14 protein-coding genes and 1 CRISPR repeat array are annotated in these 19,685 nt (G+C 50.3%); of the genes, 3 read left to right on the top strand and 11 right to left on the bottom strand.

The window, feature by feature from the left end; genetic code table 11:
- Positions 1-13: 13 nt before the first annotated feature.
- Positions 14-913, bottom strand: coding sequence for a hypothetical protein (locus ACT53C_RS02630; protein WP_476144691.1), 900 nt, complete (start codon positions 911-913; stop codon positions 14-16).
- 42 nt (positions 914-955) lie between these two features.
- Positions 956-1,543, bottom strand: a complete 588-nt coding sequence (locus ACT53C_RS02625; RefSeq protein ID WP_476144690.1) for a hypothetical protein — start codon at positions 1,541-1,543, stop codon at positions 956-958.
- Between the two features lie 252 nt (positions 1,544-1,795).
- Here ACT53C_RS02625 and ACT53C_RS02620 point away from each other — a divergent pair, with 252 nt between their 5' ends.
- Entirely contained in the window at positions 1,796-3,028 is a 1,233-nt protein-coding gene (locus tag ACT53C_RS02620) for an MFS transporter (protein WP_476144933.1), read from the top strand.
- Positions 3,029-3,084: 56 nt separating this feature from the next.
- A CRISPR array of direct repeats spans positions 3,085-5,466; the repeat unit is 37 nt; unit sequence GTTGTAGCTCCCTCTCTCACCCCGGATGATCTACAAT.
- Between the two features lie 63 nt (positions 5,467-5,529).
- Here the strand turns inward: ACT53C_RS02620 and cas2 are convergent.
- The 3 genes from cas2 to cas9 are packed head-to-tail and all read right to left on the bottom strand — an operon-like array spanning position 5,530 to position 10,164.
- Complete coding sequence (cas2, locus tag ACT53C_RS02615) at positions 5,530-5,838, bottom strand: CRISPR-associated endonuclease Cas2 (protein WP_476144689.1); 309 nt, start codon at positions 5,836-5,838, stop codon at positions 5,530-5,532.
- A 26-nt stretch (positions 5,839-5,864) separates the two neighbouring features.
- Positions 5,865-6,770 (bottom strand): type II CRISPR-associated endonuclease Cas1, encoded by a 906-nt coding sequence (gene cas1 / locus ACT53C_RS02610; RefSeq protein WP_476144688.1) that lies wholly within the window; start codon positions 6,768-6,770, stop codon positions 5,865-5,867.
- Positions 6,757-10,164, bottom strand: coding sequence for a type II CRISPR RNA-guided endonuclease Cas9 (gene cas9 / locus ACT53C_RS02605; RefSeq protein WP_476144687.1), 3,408 nt, complete (start codon positions 10,162-10,164; stop codon positions 6,757-6,759). The genes cas1 and cas9 overlap by 14 nt, the downstream gene beginning before the upstream one ends.
- Before the next feature lie 297 nt (positions 10,165-10,461).
- Between cas9 and ACT53C_RS02600 the strand changes: the two genes are divergently transcribed.
- Positions 10,462-10,821, top strand: coding sequence for a DUF4186 domain-containing protein (locus tag ACT53C_RS02600; protein WP_313984964.1), 360 nt, complete (start codon positions 10,462-10,464; stop codon positions 10,819-10,821).
- Between the two features lie 137 nt (positions 10,822-10,958).
- Positions 10,959-11,540: a hypothetical protein gene (locus tag ACT53C_RS02595; protein ID WP_476144686.1), complete on the top strand. Its 582-nt coding sequence runs from the start codon at positions 10,959-10,961 to the stop codon at positions 11,538-11,540.
- A gap of 514 nt (positions 11,541-12,054) precedes the next feature.
- On the opposite strand, the gene ACT53C_RS02590 is transcribed toward ACT53C_RS02595, so the two are convergent.
- The 6 genes from ACT53C_RS02590 to ACT53C_RS02565 all read right to left on the bottom strand — a co-directional run bounded on the left by ACT53C_RS02590 (position 12,055) and on the right by ACT53C_RS02565 (position 19,668).
- A complete protein-coding gene (locus ACT53C_RS02590; RefSeq protein ID WP_476144685.1) occupies positions 12,055-13,494 on the bottom strand; it encodes a TolC family protein in 1,440 nt (479 codons plus the stop codon).
- A complete protein-coding gene (locus ACT53C_RS02585) occupies positions 13,484-16,672 on the bottom strand; it encodes an efflux RND transporter permease subunit (protein WP_476144684.1) in 3,189 nt (1,062 codons plus the stop codon). Before ACT53C_RS02585 ends, ACT53C_RS02590 begins: the two co-directional genes overlap by 11 nt.
- 21 nt (positions 16,673-16,693) lie before the next feature.
- Positions 16,694-17,776, bottom strand: a complete 1,083-nt coding sequence (locus tag ACT53C_RS02580) for an efflux RND transporter periplasmic adaptor subunit (protein WP_476144683.1) — start codon at positions 17,774-17,776, stop codon at positions 16,694-16,696.
- Positions 17,777-17,989: 213 nt separating this feature from the next.
- Positions 17,990-18,325 carry a hypothetical protein gene (locus ACT53C_RS02575; RefSeq protein ID WP_476144682.1) on the bottom strand — a complete coding sequence of 112 codons (336 nt, stop codon included), beginning with the start codon at positions 18,323-18,325 and terminating at the stop codon, positions 17,990-17,992.
- 241 nt (positions 18,326-18,566) lie between these two features.
- The gene (locus tag ACT53C_RS02570) at positions 18,567-19,307 is read right to left on the bottom strand and encodes an LrgB family protein (protein WP_476144681.1); all 741 of its coding nucleotides are present in this window, start codon (positions 19,305-19,307) and stop codon (positions 18,567-18,569) included.
- Positions 19,300-19,668 carry a CidA/LrgA family protein gene (locus ACT53C_RS02565; RefSeq protein ID WP_194748945.1) on the bottom strand — a complete coding sequence of 123 codons (369 nt, stop codon included), beginning with the start codon at positions 19,666-19,668 and terminating at the stop codon, positions 19,300-19,302. Before ACT53C_RS02565 ends, ACT53C_RS02570 begins: the two co-directional genes overlap by 8 nt.
- Positions 19,669-19,685: the final 17 nt, after the last annotated feature.

Here is a 19,685-nt window from a genome sequence, read left to right as displayed (position 1 = left end):
GTTCTCGCGGCGATTAGGGCATCCACACCAACGTGACATTTTTCTGTTTTGCCAGCCGCTGCATGTGGGGAATGGCGCGCTCCAGTTGCAACAGGTAGTCTGCAGCCGATTCCTGATGAAATCCCAAGACCATGACGGCAGGGGCCTGGTTCAATAAAGCTTCAAACAGGCGCAACAGTTGTTGCGTGTTGGTGTAATCCGCCAGGGCGGCGTTATCCGGGTATTCCATCAATTGATAAGACAAAGCATACGGTTGTTCCAGCGGAGTGCTGCCCGCATGCAGCTGTTGCAATCCCTTGATCAGGGGACTGTCGCTGGGCCAGCGCGAGGTCAGCAAGCGCGCATCAATGCGCGAGCTATCCCAATAAAAGCCATTCGCAACCAGTGCGGCTCGCAACTTGGGCCCCAGTTGCCAGGCGCCGGCGCGGAAATGCCGGGGACGGTTAAAGCCGTTTTGCACCATCAAATCACTGCTGCAATGCACCAGCCGCGTCAGCTCGGTCTCGCTGTAAGCAAACTCCAGGCTGACAGAATGACCGCAACTGGCCTGTCTGCAATGTTCATCGCGGCCAGAAATCGAGGGCGTGGCCTGATAGGTGAGCCCGCAATACTCAACCAATGTGCGCATGGGGTGCAGATGCAATCCCACCGTGTCCTGCGGTAAAAACGTGCTGCGAATCAGGCTGCCTACCTGGGCGCGATGGACCCCAGGCTGGATAAAATAGACCGGATTGACCAAATGCAACATCGGAATGTCTGGAAACTGCTGCCGAAAGCGTTGCATGGCCTGTAGATTGTCTTCATCCAGCGACAAGCCTTCCCAATCGACGGTGATCCAGAGTTGCATGGTGTCCGCCGCCATTGCCGGGGATGTCAGCAGTAATGCCAGTCCCAGCAACAGTCTCTGGATCACGATGCGCATCTTAGCCTCGCATGAGCATGAGCTTCTCGTGGGTTAGTCCTGGGGACACTTGATGGTATGGTTCACAATGTTTCCATCCACCAGATGGATCGTTTCCTCGCCCAAGCGGCATTTATTGTCAGCATCCATGGTCCAGGTATTTTTATAGGTTTGTTTATAACGCGTATTGTCCCAAGACCAGTGCGTCTCACTCCCTGCTGCTGCATCGCCATCGGTTTCGCCCAGTTTGTGGTAGCCATCAAATTTTTTGTCTAATACGGCCACCTTGATTGCGGCAGGGGTATGCCAAATGAGCTTGGCCGCCGCCCCTCTCATTTGAAACAACCACACCGGGCAAGCGGCCTCGCGGCACAGGCAAGCATGTGCTGGTTTCACCAAATAAGCTTTTGCCGTTTTGCTCAGGCGTACCACTTGCGTTTCCAGTAAAGCGGCAGGCTTGGATTCTCCGCAACTAGCACTATTGACCACCGACGGCTCTTGCGCCAGCAAAGTCACGATGGCCGAAGGCATTTTTGCCGGTTGCCTGAATGGCTCTTTGGTGACGAAACTTTCCTCTGCATGTGCGCAAAGCGTCACAAACCAGAGAAAACACAAACTGAATACTGAAATACGTGATGTCATGAAACTAAACCTTTAGTTAAGGGGCAGACTGCTTGCGATAGCAGGCCGGCATCTTACCCGATTAAATCTTGCCACATTTAATCGGTTGCTTAAGACTTGCGGGTGCGCCCCATCTATATCGGCAGAGTCGCACGGGGTCAACGACGGCTCATCAGCGTTACCGCCTACTGCCTGATTCACCGCACCCGCTTGCAGATTGTAGGCGATTTTGCACGCCGCAGCCATGTGAAGCGATAGCGTATAATCTTGCCTATGTCTTTGTCCATCCGCCAGATTCTTGCCCATCAGGGCTATGCATTCCCTAAGTTGCTTGCCTACCGCATCCTCATGGTGCTGTCGTACCAGATGATGATGGTTGCCATCGGCTGGCATATCTACGAGTTGACACACGATCCCTGGTCATTGGGGCTGGTCGGCCTGGCAGAAGTGATCCCTTACATGGGTAGCGCACTGTTTGCGGGGCATGCGGTGGATCATTACTTCTCGCGCCGTGGTTTTGCCGCCGTGTCGGCTTTTTTTCTGGCGGTGAACGCCGGGTTACTGGTGATGATTACGCAGCAACAGCCCGCCCATACTGCCTGGTGGATCTATGGCACGGTCTGCCTGACCGGCTTTGCCCGTGCGTTGATCTCTCCCAGCTATAACACGCTGTTTGCCCTGATTATCCCGCGTGCCTCCATCGCCAAGGCCTCTGGCATCGGCAGCTCCATGTTTCAGATTGGGCTCATTGTCGGCCCCGCCATTGGCGGTTTGCTGATTGGCTTTGCTGACAAATCTATCGCTTATGGGCTGTCTGCACTGCTGGCACTGGCCGCCTTTGTGGCTGCGCTGGCCTTGCGCGTGACCGAGCACCATAGCCATGAGCCAATGAAAGTCTTTGCCAGCATCGCTGAAGGCTTGCGCTTTGTCCGCCGTACGCAAGTGGTGCTTGCCGCGCAACTGCTCGATATGTTCGCCGTGCTATTTGGCGGTGCTGTCGCCATGCTGCCTGCCTTTGTGCACGATATCTACCAGATGGGCCCCGAAGGCCTGGGGTTATTACGTGCCGCCCCCGCACTGGGCGCCATAGTGTCCGGCGTCTGGCTCGCCAAACATCCGATTCATGAGCACAGTGGCCGCTGGCTGCTGTTTGCCGTGGCCGGTTTTGGTGTGTGCATGATTGCATTTGGCTTGTGTACCAATTTTGAATTAGCCATGCTGATCCTGGCCATCTCCGGCATGATGGACGGCGTCTCGGTGGTGTTACGGCAAACTATTCTGCAACTGGCCACGCCCGATGGCATGCGCGGCCGCGTCTCGGCCATCAACGGCATTTTTATCGGCTCTTCCAATGAGCTAGGTGCGTTCGAGTCCGGGCTCACCGCCAGACTCATGGGGCTGGTGCCCTCGGTGGTGTTTGGGGGCTGCATGACGCTGGCAGTGGTAGGGGTGACGGCGTTCAAAGCGCCAAAATTGCGCGATTTACATCTCTCGCAGTTGCATTAAGATTTCCATCCTGGATGATCTACAATGTGATCACCATGCAAAGACACGAATTTAGAGTTGTAGCTCCCTCTCTCACCCCGGATGATCTACAATTACGACAATATTGCTTGCATCTTCTGCCGGGTTGTAGCTCCCTCTCTCACCCCGGATGATCTACAATAGCGCGCGATATTTCCCCACATGCTGACGAGTTGTAGCTCCCTCTCTCACCCCGGATGATCTACAATTATCATCACAGCCACGGGCCAGGCACCGATGTTGTAGCTCCCTCTCTCACCCCGGATGATCTACAATAGAGCTGGCCGGGGCAGGTACTGCAGGCAGGTTGTAGCTCCCTCTCTCACCCCGGATGATCTACAATGAGGTGTTGTGTAATGCCCAAATTCAATAAGTTGTAGCTCCCTCTCTCACCCCGGATGATCTACAATTGATTTGAATCTGAATCCAATCAATACCATGTTGTAGCTCCCTCTCTCACCCCGGATGATCTACAATCCACAGAAAGCTCTGTAACGCTGTCTATGGGTTGTAGCTCCCTCTCTCACCCCGGATGATCTACAATTATTGGCGCTGTTGCTTATGAGTGGATCAGGTTGTAGCTCCCTCTCTCACCCCGGATGATCTACAATCGCAAGAAGCAGCTAACAAGCAAATGGCAAGTTGTAGCTCCCTCTCTCACCCCGGATGATCTACAATAAGGGATTGTATGAATAAGCCAATCGAACCGTTGTAGCTCCCTCTCTCACCCCGGATGATCTACAATCGTCGTCCATCACATCCCCTCCATCCAATTGTTGTAGCTCCCTCTCTCACCCCGGATGATCTACAATCCTGATATAAACTATCCATCACTCCCCATCGTTGTAGCTCCCTTTCTCACCCCGGATGATCTACAATTTGATGCAGTACTCAGCAATGATCAGTGCAGTTGTAGCTCCCTCTCTCACCCCGGATGATCTACAATGGTGCTTGCAGCAGTAACACTAGATGATCTGTTGTAGCTCCCTCTCTCACCCCGGATGATCTACAATTTCAGGGTGCGCCACAACAACAAAGACTTAGTTGTAGCTCCCTCTCTCACCCCGGATGATCTACAATCGTAGGCTGTACCTGTAATCGTACCGTTAGGTTGTAGCTCCCTCTCTCACCCCGGATGATCTACAATGAAAACGCTGCGCGTATGGTTTGGACAGTAGTTGTAGCTCCCTCTCTCACCCCGGATGATCTACAATGGAGCTGAATTTGAATGTGTTTAATGCAACGTTGTAGCTCCCTCTCTCACCCCGGATGATCTACAATCTGAAACATTCTGGGAAACCCAATACGGTGGTTGTAGCTCCCTCTCTCACCCCGGATGATCTACAATGAGGGAAAAAAATATGAGCTTGGGGAAGGTGTTGTAGCTCCCTCTCTCACCCCGGATGATCTACAATAAAGCATTGACAAATGCGACCAGGCTATCAGTTGTAGCTCCCTCTCTCACCCCGGATGATCTACAATGCCACTTGCGCCTGCACCTTGTTGCGCAGCGTTGTAGCTCCCTCTCTCACCCCGGATGATCTACAATATTCAGTGCGTGAGTGTTTGATGGAGCTTTGTTGTAGCTCCCTCTCTCACCCCGGATGATCTACAATGGAAACGCCTAGTTATATGGGTGGGGATGAGTTGTAGCTCCCTCTCTCACCCCGGATGATCTACAATCTTGAGCAAAAGGGGCGTGCACTGGGGATTGTTGTAGCTCCCTCTCTCACCCCGGATGATCTACAATTATGCCAGCTTTGAGGATGCCATGCTGGGCGTTGTAGCTCCCTCTCTCACCCCGGATGATCTACAATTTATGGCACTGCACAGCAACTATGGGCTGAGTTGTAGCTCCCTCTCTCACCCCGGATGATCTACAATAGTCGCTAATGTAGATGCATTAGCAAAAGTGTTGTAGCTCCCTCTCTCACCCCGGATGATCTACAATCAACTCTACAGACTAGCCGCAAGTAGATATGTTGTAGCTCCCTCTCTCACCCCGGATGATCTACAATGGCTTTACTTATCTCTCGGCCGGTGGGGCCGTTGTAGCTCCCTCTCTCACCCCGGATGATCTACAATCGCTCAGAAAAACGTGCGGCCATTTGCGCGGTTGTAGCTCCCTCTCTCACCCCGGATGATCTACAATAAACCATACCTGTCGGCCATCAAGGCGGCTGTTGTAGCTCCCTCTCTCACCCCGGATGATCTACAATATTCCAGCCTGAATTGTCAAAGGACTGATTGTTGTAGCTCCCTCTCTCACCCCGGATGATCTACAATTGTCCTGTAATTTGATATTCTTGATTGACCGTTGTAGCTCCCTCTCTCACCCCGGATGATCTACAATCGGCGTTGTTACGGGTGCGTAAAGCATGGAGTTGTAGCTCCCTCTCTCACCCCGGATGATCTACAATAGGCTCTCACCAAACCCGCACCAGTTAACGCTGGCGCGGGTTTTATTTTTTTAAAACGCTAATTTAAAACAGAAGAAGTTGGTCTGATTTGACCTTTTTTTCTTGAAAAAGCGGAAGGCCTACGAGGAGCTTCATGCTGGCATACTGTTTTTCTGTCACGCTTAAGCAGCGTACGGAGCCTTCTGGGGGCAAGTTGTCAGCAAGTCTTTTTAAGTGTTTATCAAGTGCATCGTTTCCGTTGAGCAAACGACCATAGACGGAAAATTGAATCATGTCGTAACCATCGTTGATCAAAAAGCGCCTAAAGATTGTATAAGCCCTGCGTTCAGCCTTGGTCACCACCGGGAGGTCAAATAATACTAGCAGTCGCATATATCGTTTGTTCTCCCCGCTCATGGCTAATACTCTAGTTGATGTTGCTCCAACCCAATTAATATGGGTAATTCCAGCATCTCAGGGCCGCCACCATCCAGTACTCTCGCTAGGCTTTCAACCATATGATCAATCGCTGATAACACGGACATTGTTCCACGAGGCATCGCTACATCAATATTAAGCAAATTAACCAAAGTTGCTTTATGCAGCGGCGTTAACTCTTCATTCGCCGGTAAAGGCATATTTTTCACGCACAAATCAACCAGAGGCCTAAACGGCTCTATAAGGTCATCGGCCAGATTAAACGCATTCTGTTCGCTGGCATGAAAAATCCCCATTGCAGGCATCATTCCGTGAGCGACCAGGCCGCGTGCAATCGTACCGCGCAGTACCGCATAGCCATAATCCAATGCGGCATTGGTGAGGTTCTCTTGCATGCGCTTAAAGCCTTTACCGAAAAGCTGCGGAAAGTAAAACGCAGCTGCTTGGCCTTCCATATTCTCAATGTCGCCAGAACGCACACGCCCAACATAAGACTCCAAACGCTCAACACCCTCTCGCCCAGAGAGGCGTAAGCATGTCGATTGATTTGCAATTTTGCGTCGAATAATTGCAGCCCAGGTTTGCTTGGATTTTGGTTTGGGGAAATCTAATTGCAAACGCATCCATTTATTGGCGCGTGAATGCGAAAGATAAGGTAAGAAAATGCCATTCGGCTGATGATTGTCGCCCGTGGAAAATAAGCTGATACCGTATTCACCACAGGCAGATAGGACAGGGTGGGTTATCGTGATTTCTCTGTTATTTAGCACAATAACCGCAATATCCTCAAACGGCACAAATGCTGTTTGCGACTGCTCAATGGCAAGCGAGAAGTGCTCACGCCGTAGCTTGGCAGGTTGGGATATGACAACACTACGCCAAGTCAAGACGGGTCTCCTTTGGAGCAGGGTAAGTATTTCCTAGAACATCGACATTATATTTCTCTATGCTCAATGCGGTCTTAACTCCAATACCTCGGATTAGACCATCTTTGCCAATTACCGAGTTTCTGTCATGCGCCCAAAGACCAATTGCGCCTGTTGAGCGATCACAAGAACTAAAATAGCCTGAGAAGACGTCTTTTTTAAGGGTGACTTTAACAAAGTCATTTGGATAAATTGAAAATTCAAAGAAGTAGCTTTCATCAATTAAAGTCCATTCTGACTCGTCTTTAAAAGCCACAATTGCTTTATTTGGCACCCCCGTCACTCGATGATGCACATAGACTGGCACAAGGTAAAACTTACCAGACTTACTAAAAACATCCACACGCAGCATAGCGTCATTTTTAGCCACTCCTCCTCTAATCGGAATGCCTGATAACTTATCAATCACAGCGGTGACTGTTCTTACAATTGGGCCAAGTGAGCCATCATTAGTTGGTTTTCGAGGTAGAGCTCTTAGTCGCTCGATTTCAGCTTTTTCCTCGCTGGTCATTTCACGTTTGTCTTTACCTCGACCCAAGTTTGCTTCAATTTCTTTTGCGCGCTTTTCCCGCGCATCTTTCCCTTTCAGCCACTTTTCAATTTCGGCATACAGTTTTTCATTACGGTGTGGATCAATTAATTTATCCAAGTCAGACAGTTTTAAATCAGTAACAGAAATTTTCTGCGTCACACTGCCGGTCTTAGCTAATGCATCAGATTGACCATAAATTGTTTCTTTGTGGGCGGCACCACTATTTCGTCGCTGCGGTGCGCGTGAGACAAACAATGTTTTAACGCTATCTAAAGACTCTTCGTCATATCCCATATTTGCCAACTCATTACGCATCGCGGGCAGGTCATCAGCCAACAATCTTGTTTGTAACTCTTGTCTAAAATGTGGCCAAGGTGATGGGAAGTGTTGTTCAAGTTGTGAGTACATTGACTGGCTTGCAACTTCGCCTGTGGCCATATCCACAAAACCTTCGCGAGCTGCTCCAAGCTCCTTACGCCTTGAATAATCTGCCAAGCGTTTAACCATGCTATGACTACAGGCAGCAACAATAGCAGCATCTAAGGCATGATGCCGATCTGAATCTGAACGAACCTTAATAAGGCCCCAGCGTGCTCTTAAGAAAGAAGTTAATTGGCCATTTACGACTACGCAGCGTTTGGAGTCGCTGTCATTGGCTAGTTTTAGATAACGTTCAACGTAGTTTTTAAAGAAGCGGCAGATGTAGCGTGTGTCATTTAAATTACGCTCGCTAAACTCTTTGGCAGCTTCTTCGCCAAAGTCTTTTCTTAATAGTCGGTTACGTTTGGCTTGGCGGTAAGCCTTATTGGAGTTTACAAATGCTACGTATTCAAGCCACCGCAAACTATTTTGTGCGCCACCTAAATACTCATAAGGCGTCATATTCCCTTTGTTTCTGTTTTCTGCAGCTAGGACCAAAACACGGTTATTTTTACTATCATCATAACTGCGGGAATATGGGAGCGCATGATCTACCTCGGCATAACCCATTTCAAATAAGCGATTGATGTCTAACGGCTGTAGCGAGTAAGCACATTTACCATGTTGTTCACGATAAAGCTGCCACTTTTCAAACTCACGACCTTTAAACTCGCCTGAGGTATTAAATTCAAGGTTAAAGGTGCTACGATCTTTCTCGTTACGATCTCTGTATTCGTCCTGCGCCTTTTTAATGTCACGTCTATCATCAAATGATTTAGATAAGTCACGCGCCATTTCAATATGCACTTGATCTGGGGAGCCATATTTTTTAATGATGGCATTAATGACTTTTCTGGCCTGATTTAATGCTCGCAACACAACAGGGTTGCGTGGTATATCCAAGTCTTCATTAAATTTAAGGCGGCCATCTTTATCACGTCCAATATAGAAGGCTGGCAGGTATTTATGCTCGCCTGTACCTATCTTGTGCAGTTGACTGTGGTGATATCCAGCAGTCAAACAAGCTGCATCATAGCGTTCACCTTGTTCCATATGCGGGAGTATCTTGTACAACGCTTTAAGCGATAGATTGCTAAACTGTTCAAATCGAATGGTTTGTAGTACATCAACCATCTTTGATTTATTCGGTAAATCTAATTTGTTTAATTCGCGTTCAACTTCTTCATCTTCCTTATAAATGCTCAGAACTCTTACAATCTCATCGTACAAATGAGCTTTGCCCTCCAAGGCATCTATGGCGATTTTCTGCCAATCACTCTCTAGACCCGCATCCTTCATTGCTTTTCGAAGTTGCTGCCATGCGGGCAGTTTAATCAGCTTTTCTTCTTCGGGGTCTTTGGCTTTTTCTTGCTCTGATTGCAATGCACTTGGATACACTAAACCAGCAAAACGAAACTCGTTTGTCAGCCCGGCTTTTGCCAATGCTTTGCGCAATTGCTTGTAGGTGAAGTCACTGCTTTGGTCGTAGGGTAGTTGAATCGCAATCGCTCTTTCTGCGGGAGACAATTCACGTTTTTCGCCATCTATAATTAAACGGCAATTGTTTAACCTGGTTAGCCAGACATGTCGCTCTACGGTAAAGCTGGCTTTGGGTGCACGATACTCGTTTTCTTCAAATGTGCATTTACCCAGCATTTTTAATAATGCTTCACCTGAAAGTGAGGGCTTTTGTGCCCATAGCAAACCATGTTTGCGCTCTAGCAGTTTGTTTTCCAAGTCGCTAGATGTGTTGGGGTTACCTAATATGCGCTGACGCTCAAAAAGTAACTGCAATTCATTTGAAAGCAATTCCCGTGATAATGCTTTACTGTAATCTCCACGTTTGTTGCGTTGCGCATCAGGAAATTCATTGACCACCATTTCAGCCGTTGAGCGATAGCCTTTGTCTTGCATAAGCCTTTTAGTACCAGCCAAGCCTTTTTTGACAGCGCCGCCTTCTTTATCATCGTCTGCTTTTTTCTCTTCGGCCTTACTCAACCAATGAAAACCACGATGTTTGCAGATGTGATAAATAACCCTTGACCATTCCTCGGGGCTAAGTCTTCTATTTAACGCATCCACTCTTAGTTGCCATAGATTAGGTGTTGAAAACCCTTTGGCAGGTGGTTGCTTAAGCATATTCACATCCGCAATTAACCCTTCACGCTTTAATAGGCGAGAGAGTTTTGTGAGCCGCCAAGCGCGTCTCCTTAAGCGTCTCCGCAATAAGCGTGCCGACCTCCGCGCTAGGTTGAGCGACTCACCTTTATCCGCGGTTTCTGCTTTATCAAAGCAACGAACGCCCAAATCAATAATCCGATGCTCCCCTAGTAACGCCCAGCCAACAGAGGCGATACCGATATCCAGTCCAAGGGCATATTTCAAAGCCTGCTTGCTATTCATATTCTTATTCCTTATTATTGAATCGTTGTGGTCATCCGGGGTGAGAGCCGTTGCTACAATAAAGAATCGAAAGATTCTGTATCCAGCCCAGCCTAGTGCTGGGCTTTCTACTTTTTAATCAAGACGTTAACATATCAATCGTTAGATGGACAATCTCGTTAATTTAGATTGGTTTGATTTGTAAGGATTGCCGCATTTTGCGAGAACATTTTAGGCAAAAATATCTATTCAGCTGTTATCAGAGGCTGTTAGTGTTGAGCAGCCTGAAAGCTTTTATATAAACAGTCGGGGAATGCCATGCGCGATCTCGAAGCCTTGTTTCAAGCCCTGCAACGCTCCGATTTCCGTGCCCGCTTCAAACTCAACGCCAAAGACCAGCACTATTTGCAACAAAAAGGGTTGGCGGTGGTGCTAGACCATGCAGAAAAATTTATTGCCGAGCGGCTGGCCCCGGCTACTCCGGCCAATGACGGTCAGCAAACGCCGATGCGCGGACATCCGGTGTTTGTCGCGCAACATGCTACCGCCACATGTTGCCGGGGATGTTTATCCAAATGGCACCAGATTCCTGCTGGCCGAGCGCTGACCCTGGAGGAACAGGCGTATCTGGTCGTGGTGATTGAGCATTGGCTGGCGGCAAACTTACAGCAAGCTTAATTTGGCACCGTCTTTGCGAACATTCGGGCTGCATCAATATCAATCATTCAGGCAAATCGGTTAAGATGTTGCGCGTGGGTGGGCGGTGGCGAGGGCCACTACTGCCTCTATCTTTAGTTAGTGGAGCGTGTGTTGCAATGAATAAAAAAATGATGCGGATTGTCACCCTTGCCATCGCGGTAATTGCGTTTGCCTGGGGGATTTATGAAATACAGATTCCGCACAAAATGGTGGCTATGGCCGCATTTGCCTTGACGCTGATGGCGCTGGCGGTGAATTATTTTGGCATTGAGGTATTTGAGAAGCAGCATCGTGGCCTTTCCCTGGGCATGCTGATTTTTCTGTTTGGCTTTTATGCGGTCATGAATGAATACAAGCCTGCCGGTACGATATTGACTGTGGACCAAACCCGCTATGAAGTCGGCGCGCAGTTGATGGAAGTTGACGGCAGTGCGGCTTGCGGCAGCCTGAGCGATGCGCGCGAGGCTTTACGTGAAGCGGCCAAGAGCTGCTTCGCGCTCTCTAAGGACAAGCGCGTCATGTGGTTTGGCAACAAATCAGTCCCGCCGCGCAAACCAGCAGATTTTGGTTTGACCGTGCCAGCCAGCCAGCAATCTTTGGACGGTTGTGCAGCTTGGGTCGCCGTCATCAGCCAGCAATGCCCCACCTATTTGGGCGCACTGGACCAGCGCTCACTGGATAACCTGCTCGGCAAATAAGCACCCATTCTAATAACTTGCCCGTGGCTAGCCTGTTTGGTTAGGCACGGGTGAGTGCTTGTCAGCGTCACTCAATATACGGCGCATCTCTTCACGACTCCTGCTCCCTCCGGCGCTCTGCTTCAGCGCTCGTTGCGCACACGCCTGTTTAAACCGGGATGCCTTCATCCTGCAGCAATGATATTTGCTATGGGGGGGTCGCTTTGAGCGGATTGGGTGAGTGCTGTTTACTCGTTATTCAACTATGGCTTTGTACCATATGCATCGTTGAGGCAGCACATGTGCCAGTAGCGCGTTGTGTAGCCTACTGGCGTGCCGAAGTTGATTGAGTGCTCTCAAGAATTGCTATGCTCAGGCGTATAGGTGTCTGACACATCAGGCATGCTTGAGTGCGAGGGAATGGATACTGCAGGACAGCCAAAACAAAGGGATTCCGCAAAACGGAATCCCTTTGTTTTGGCAGATCGCCTGCTTTAGACTGGGCGATATGCTTAGGCTTGGTTCGGGTAACGTTTTAACGCCATCCGCCGCCCAAAGAACGATAGAGGTTGATCATGGCAGACATTTGTTGCTGCTTGGTATCTATTAACTCCATTTTGGCATCCAGCGCATCACGTTGTGTCAGCAGTACCTCAACGTAATCCGCACGGGCGTTTTTAAACAGCTGGTTGGCTACATCAATCGACTGCGTCAACTGGTCAACCTGGTTAGTTTTCAGGCTGAAGTTTTTGCTCAGGTTGTCGACATTGGCAATTTGATTCGCCACTTCCATATAAGCATTGATAATGGTTTGCTCATACTCGTAGGCTTTTTCAATTTGCGAGGCACTGGCATTTTTATACTCGGCAATGATCGCGTTCCGGTTGATCAATGGCCCCATCAAGCCCGCGCCCAGGGAAGCGCCCAGTGCGTCAGGAATATTCAGCAAATACTGCGGCTTGAAGGCCTGAAACCCCAGCCCTGCGTTCATCGTGAACGAGGGATAGAAGTTTGCTCTGGCAACATCAATATTCAGCTTAGCCGCAGCCAGTTCGAGCTCGGAGCGCCGGATATCCGGGCGGTTAGCCAGCATTTGTGAAGGCAGGCCAGTCTCGACTGCTTTAGGCTGCAGTTCGAGAAAGCCATCACTGTTGCGTGCAATTGGTTGTGAGGTGCGACCCAGCAGCATATTGATGCGGTTTTCAGCCTCGGTAATTTGCTGCTTGATTGCATATTGCTTGCTCTGGTTCTTTTTCACTTCGGCTTCAAACCGTTTGACCGCCAGAGAGGTAGAGCGCGCATATTTTTGCAGCTCACGAATCACATTGAGCGCATTCTGCTGAATCTCAATGTTTTTTTGCAAGGTCAGCAACTGGTTATCCAGCGCGATCAGCTCGTAGTAGCTGTTGGCCACTTCAGCCACCAAGTTGGTGACCAAGAAGCTTTTGCCTTCAGTGGTCGCCATGTAGTCGAGCACGGCAACTTGTTGTGCATTCCGCAGTTTGTGCCAGATGTCGACTTCCCAGGAGGCTACCAGGCCAAACTGATAGTCGCCAAGAAAGGTCGGAAAGGATTGATTATGAATCTTGAGGCCATCTTCGACCGCACCCAGCCGGGTAAATTTGCTGGTTTTTTCATAATTAATGCCACCACCGGCATTCACAAAAGGCAGATAAGCACCGCGTCTAGCCTGAATTTCGTTCTGCGCCATCGAGATACGCTGCGCCATCATCTGGATCTCTTTATTGTTGGCCACGGCCGTATCAATCAGAGAGACCAGATTCTTGTCTTGGAAGAACTCTTTCCAGCTGACACTGGCACTGCTCTTGGTGTCGGCCGCGGCCGCTTTACCATTATATTGCGCGGGTAAGGCGGTGTCGGCCTCCTTGGTCATGATGTTGGGAATCGCACAGGACTGCAGCATGGCTGCAACTGCACCGCTTACCAGCCAATACAGATATTTATTAGTGGTCATGTTCGTCTTCTTCTTCATGTCTGTTGTACTCGTAGGACTCAGTCAGTGGATTCTGATCTTCCTTACGGATCAGCGTTTTACCGTCCGCCAAGCTGGCGAATATATAGTAAAGGCCAGGAATTACGACCACACCAAAGATGGTCCCGAATAACATGCCGCCCAGAGCCGAGGTCCCGATGGTCCGGTTACCAATTGCACCGGCCCCGGTCGCGACCGTCAATGGAATCAGGCCGGCAATAAAGGCAAACGAGGTCATCAAAATTGGTCTGAAACGCGCTCTAGCTCCTGCGATGGCAGCTTCTTTGATGGAGGCGCCTTTTTCTCGTGCCTGCACTGCAAATTCCACGATCAGCACCGCATTTTTACCAAGTAAGCCTACCAGCATGATGAGGCCAATCTGCGCAAACACGTCATTGGCTAGCCCGGTCATTTTGAGCAACAGGAAGCTGCCGAAAATACCAGCCGGCAATGACAGCATGACCGCAAACGGGATAATGAAGCTTTCATACTGCGCAGCCAGCACCATGTAAACGAATACCAGCACCACCATGAAGATAATGATGTTTTCGTTGCCACGGCGCTCTTCATCGAAGCTTAGGCCTTCCCAGCCGACCGAGTAGCCTTTAGGCAGAGACGAGGCTACTTCTTTAATCGCGTTAATTGCTGAGGCAGTGGTGTAACCTGCTGCTGGTTCAGCACGAACGGCCGCAGAGTTAAACAGGTTGTAACGGGTAATCTCGTTAGGCCCCTGCTGCTTCTTCATGGTCATGAAGGCTGAGTAAGGCACCATCTCACCATCTTCATTGCGCACATAGTAGTTCAGGATGTCGCTAGGGAAGCGGCGGAACTCAGGCGCAGCCTGGGTATATACCCGGAAATAGTAGTTAAAGCGGATGAAGGCCAGTTCAAAGGTACTACCCACCAGCACGTCAAGGTTGTCCATGGCATCAGCAATCGTGACTTTTTTCTGCATCGCACGTTGCGGATCAATGATCAAGTCGTACTGCGGATAGTTGGCTGCATAGAATGTAAATAAACCAGTTAATTCTTTGCGTTTTGCCAAGTCCTTCATGAATTCTTTGTTGATGTCGTCAAACTTTTGGTAATCCAGCGAGCCGGTTTTGTCCAGCAAGCGGAAGGCTAGACCAGAGGCCGTACCATAACCTGGCACTGCAGGTGGTTCAAAGTACTCAATTCGCGCACCAAAGTTTTCGGTGGATTTTTCGAGCAACTTGAGCACGTCAGCAACCGTCTCTTTACGTTCTTCCCAGTCCTTGAGGTTGATAATACACGTCCCCGCGTTAGAGCCGCGCCCTTCTGTCAGGACCTCGTAACCCGCTAGGGCGGTCACAGACTGTACCGCAGGGATTTTTTTCGCCACTTTTTGCAGCTCTTGCGACACCTGATAGGTGGTCTCAAGGGTAGAGCCTGGCGGCGTCTGGATAATCGCATAAATCATGCCCTGGTCTTCGCCGGGAATAAACCCTTCCGGGATGATTTTAACGATGGAAACAATCCCGAATGAGAACAGACCGATCACGAGGAAGGTCAACGCGCGTTTAGTGACCAGTTTTCCGAGGAACGCCGTATAGTAGTCGGTCACCTTGTCAAAGACCTTGTTGAACAGGTCCAAAAACAGGTTGATCGGGTTACGGCTTCTGGGTTGACCATGCGTATTCTTCAAGATCATCGCGCACAGCACCGGGGTCAGGGTCAGCGCAATAATGCCTGACAACACGATGGAGGACGCCATAGTGATCGCAAACTGGCGGTAGAACACCCCTACCGGACCCGGCAGGAAGGTAATTGGCACAAATACCGAGGTCATCAGCAAGGTAATCGCAACCACCGCGCCGCCGATTTCACCCAGGACGCGTTGTACCGCAGCGTAAGGGCCGACATGGTCGGAGGCCATTTTGGCGTGCACCGCTTCCACAACCACAATCGCATCGTCGACGACCACCCCGATCGCCAGCACCATGGCAAACAGCGTAATCAGGTTAATACTCAAGCCAAACGAGCTCATGACAGCAAACGCCCCGATCAGCGAGATGGGCACCGCAATCAATGGGATCAGCGTAGAGCGCCAGTCGCCGAGGAAGATGAACACCACCAGCGATACCAACACAAACGCTTCCACCAGCGTATGCAAGACTTTGTGGATAGAAGCATCTACAAAGCGTGACACGTCGTAGTTGATTTCATAGGTCATGCCAGCCGGGAAGGTGGGTTTGAGCTCTTCCAGGGTTTTCTTGACGTTTTCAATCACTTCTTTCGCGTTGGTCTTGTAGTTTTGCTTCAACACAATCGAGGCAGAAGGATAACCGTCTTTGTTGGAGTAAATATCGTAGAACTCACTGCCCAGCATGACTTTGGCAATGTCTTTCAGGCGCAGAATCTCACCTGAGGGGGTGGAGCGAATCACAATGTTTTCATATTGCTCGGGTTTTTCATACCGGCTGGCGCTGTAGACCAGGGTGTATTCCTTGGCTTGCGCCTGCAACCCCGAGCTTTGCCCCAAGCGGCCGGGACGACCAATCAAACTCTGGTTTGACATCGCATCCATGACTTCTTTGGATGAGACGTTATATGCCCGCATGCGGTCAGGGTTCAAATAGACACGCATTGCATATTGGCGGCTACCTAAAATCTGCGCCCAGGCAATGCCGTTCACGCGCTGGATTTCAGGAATCACGTTAATTTGCGAGTAGTTGTAGAGGAATTTCTGGTCCGCATTTTTATCGGTACTGTACATGTTCACGTACATCAACATGCTGGGCTGTACCTTGTTCAGGATCACCCCTTCCAGTTGTACCAGCTGTGGTAGACGGTTGATCACCTGGTCCAGCCTGACCTTGGTGTTGACCATAGCTTCGTTCGGGTCTACCCCTTGGTTAAAATAGACCTGGATGGTGGCTTCACCCGCACTGGTCGCGTCGGACACGATGTATTTCATGCCGGGCACACCGTTAATGGCACGCTCCAGTGTAATCAGTGACGACTGCACCAGCACGCTGGCGCTGGAGCCAGGATAAGCCAGGAAGATCAATACCCGCGGTGGCGCAATGTCTGGAAACTGCTCGATCGGCAGACTTTTAATGGACAAGAAGCCAGTAAACGTCAGGAGCAGGGACAGTACGATGGCCAGTACTGGGCGTTTTAGGAATATGTTAAGCATATGTGTTCACCTGATATTTCGTTATTCTGCGTACAGCTTCAGTTCAGGAACAACCTTATCGGGTGTTTTAAAGTCCTCAATAATCTTGTCACCTTTGGTGACGCGGCGCAGACCTTCAATTAACACATGATCGGTGTCTTGCAGACCGCTAGCGATGATGGACATGTCTTGAATGTCAGCGGCCACTTTGACCAGTCGTTGTTCCAGTTTGTGATCCTTGCTCACCACGAACACATATTGCTGGTCCAGAATTTCAAAAATCGCTTTTTGCGGAATCAGCATGGCGTTTTTGTAAGGGATATCCATCATGATGTTACCTGTCTCGCCATGACGTAACAGGCGCTCAGGGTTCATGAAGCCAGCCCGGAACTCGATGTTACCGGTTTTGTTATCAAAGTCGGCTTCGATGGTTTCGATCACCCCCTGCTGGTTAAACACCTGGCCATTGGCCATGCGCAGATGCACCTTGACCTGCTTTTCATCTTCATGACGGGCTTTAAAGTCCAGGTATTCGGATTCAGGCACGTTAAAGTACACCCACATTTTGCTGATGTCAGACAGTGTGGTCAGCAAGTCACCCTCTTGCATCAGGCTACCTTTCCGCACAAACAGGTGGTCCATGATGCCGTCAAAGGGGGCGTTGATGTCGGTAAAGTTCAAGTGGGTCTGGTGCAGATTCACCTCAGCCAGCGCCTTGTCGAGTTTGGCCTTGGAAATCGCCAGCTCGTTTAGTGAGACGACATTCTTCTCGGCCAGCGCCTTGGTGTTCTCGTATTCGATCTGAATAGCATTGGCTTCCGCCTTGGCCCGCATCAATTCCGCCTGGTAGATGTTCGGCATGATCTTGAACATGGGCTGGCCAGCTTTGACATACTTACCTTCGTCGACAAAGATATCTTGCAAGTAGCCACGCTCAAGCGCGCGCATTTCAATATGCCGGATGGCATGAATCTGGCAGACATACTCTTTAATCAGCGTGGTGTCTTTGCGCATCGGGGTGGTGACTTCCAGTTTGGGAAGCTCTTCCTTGGGCGCTTCTTCTTTATGACAAGCGCCGAGCAGGGAGCCAAGCAAGCCTAAAACGATTAAGTGCTGTTTCATCATAAGTGTGTTCTTATCTTAATTAAATTGAAGAGGATACTGGTTTAACAGGCATCTGGCGTCTTGTAGGCGTATGCCGCCAGCGAATGTTCACCCACCGTTGGACTCTGGGTACCACTACCATGTCGCCGGGCATGATGCAGGACAGGGGGCATGTGTTACAACAACATCAACTTGAATCAGGTAGTAACAGCATGCACATAGGTACAGAGTGTCCTAAACAGAGGCTGGGGGGGCCCGTGAGTGCAGGTGGCGAACCACCATGCGATGTTTGATTAGGCGCTGGCGGGGTAAAGTCAGTAGCGCAAACGGAATCACGCAGGCGATGACGATGCTTGCGGGCAGGTTAATCAATGGCAGTAGCGATGGAAGTGATGATTCGCTATCGGCGGAAGGTTCGCTGATTTCGGCAACCCGCACCCGCATCACATCATCGCGGTAGCTGGAGTGATCAGAGAACTCTGCCGCCAGCGCCACCCCGAGCACAGCCAGCAGCACTGTGACGACCCACAGTCTGAGCTTGTATGCGGCTTTATTTAGCGGTTTGTCCATATGTCAGTGAATGGCTATCATTGATGATTGTATAGTATGGGATGTATGCTCACGGTTTGTTGCTGTGATAAGGGACTGTTTTCACTGGCTAATCGTTTTTATATCAGCCAAGCCCTCTTTCACGCATTGATTGCCGCACATGGGATTTAGAATACTTACATTAAACCCTTTTACGTTTGGAATGACAATACGATTTTGCGCCAAGTTCGGTCAAAATGGCCGTTTGTAAGCTGGGTGTCAGCTAGAAGCCCAAATGTGGCCGTAAATAGGTCAATACGATGGGCAGGCCGATGGCACTGATCACGCCATTGAGCCCCATGGCCATGCTGGCAAACACCCCGGCTTCTTCATTGACACTAAACGCGCGCGTAATGCCTAGACCATGCGCGCCCACCCCAATCGCCGTGCCGCGTATCCACCACTGCTGAACTTTGACCGCATTGAGGATATACGGGGCCAGAATCGCCCCCAGCATGCCGGTGATCACGGTAAACACCGCCGTCAGTGTCGGCGACACGTTCAGGCGCTCGGCAATGCCCATGGCAATTGGCGCCGTCACCGATTTGGCATACATGCTTCCCACAATGTTGTCGGTCGCGCCCATCAGCTTGGCAATGGCCACCGCGCTGGCAATAGACACCGTACTGCCCACGGTGAGCGCCACCCAGATATGAAAGATCTTGCCTTGCATGCGCTTGAAGCCGGTGTAAATCGGCACTGCCAGGGCGACGGTCGCCGTGCCCAGCAAAAAGTGCACAAACTGCGCCCCTTCAAAGTATTTTTCATACGGCATGTCCAGCAGGTCTATGGTCAGGCAGGTGAGTAGGACAGAGATGGCGACCGGATTGACCAGTGGGTGACGCTTGGCGCGCACATACAGCAGATAACCGAGCTGGTAACTGGCCAGCGTAATAATCAGCGCAAACAGTGGGTCACCCGACAGGTAGACCCAAATTTCGGCAATTGGCAGGCGCTTACTCATGGCGGTGCCCCTTATTGCGCTTGAGTGAAACATACCAGAATAGTTTGAGCACAATGGCGGTGACGGCGATGGTCAGAATCACGCTCACCAGCAGGGCAGTGCCTACCGCCAGGGCGTGTGTTTGCAGCTCAGGCAGAAACAGCAGCACGCCGACCGAGGCGGGTACAAATAACAATCCCAGATGCTGGCGGAAACTGTCGGCCACCAGGCCGAGGTCGGCATTCACCTGCCCACGGGCACATAAAAACACCAGCAAGAGCAGCAGGCCCAGCACCGGTCCGGGGATGCCGGGTAAAAAGAATTTACTGAGCAGCTCGCCCAGCCCCTGCCATAAAAAAAGTTGTACCAAGCCTGAAATCATCTGTGAATCCGTTTGTC

This window comes from Methylophilus sp. DMC14 (assembly GCF_056314085.1).
This window is presented reverse-complemented; position numbering and strand designations above follow the sequence as displayed.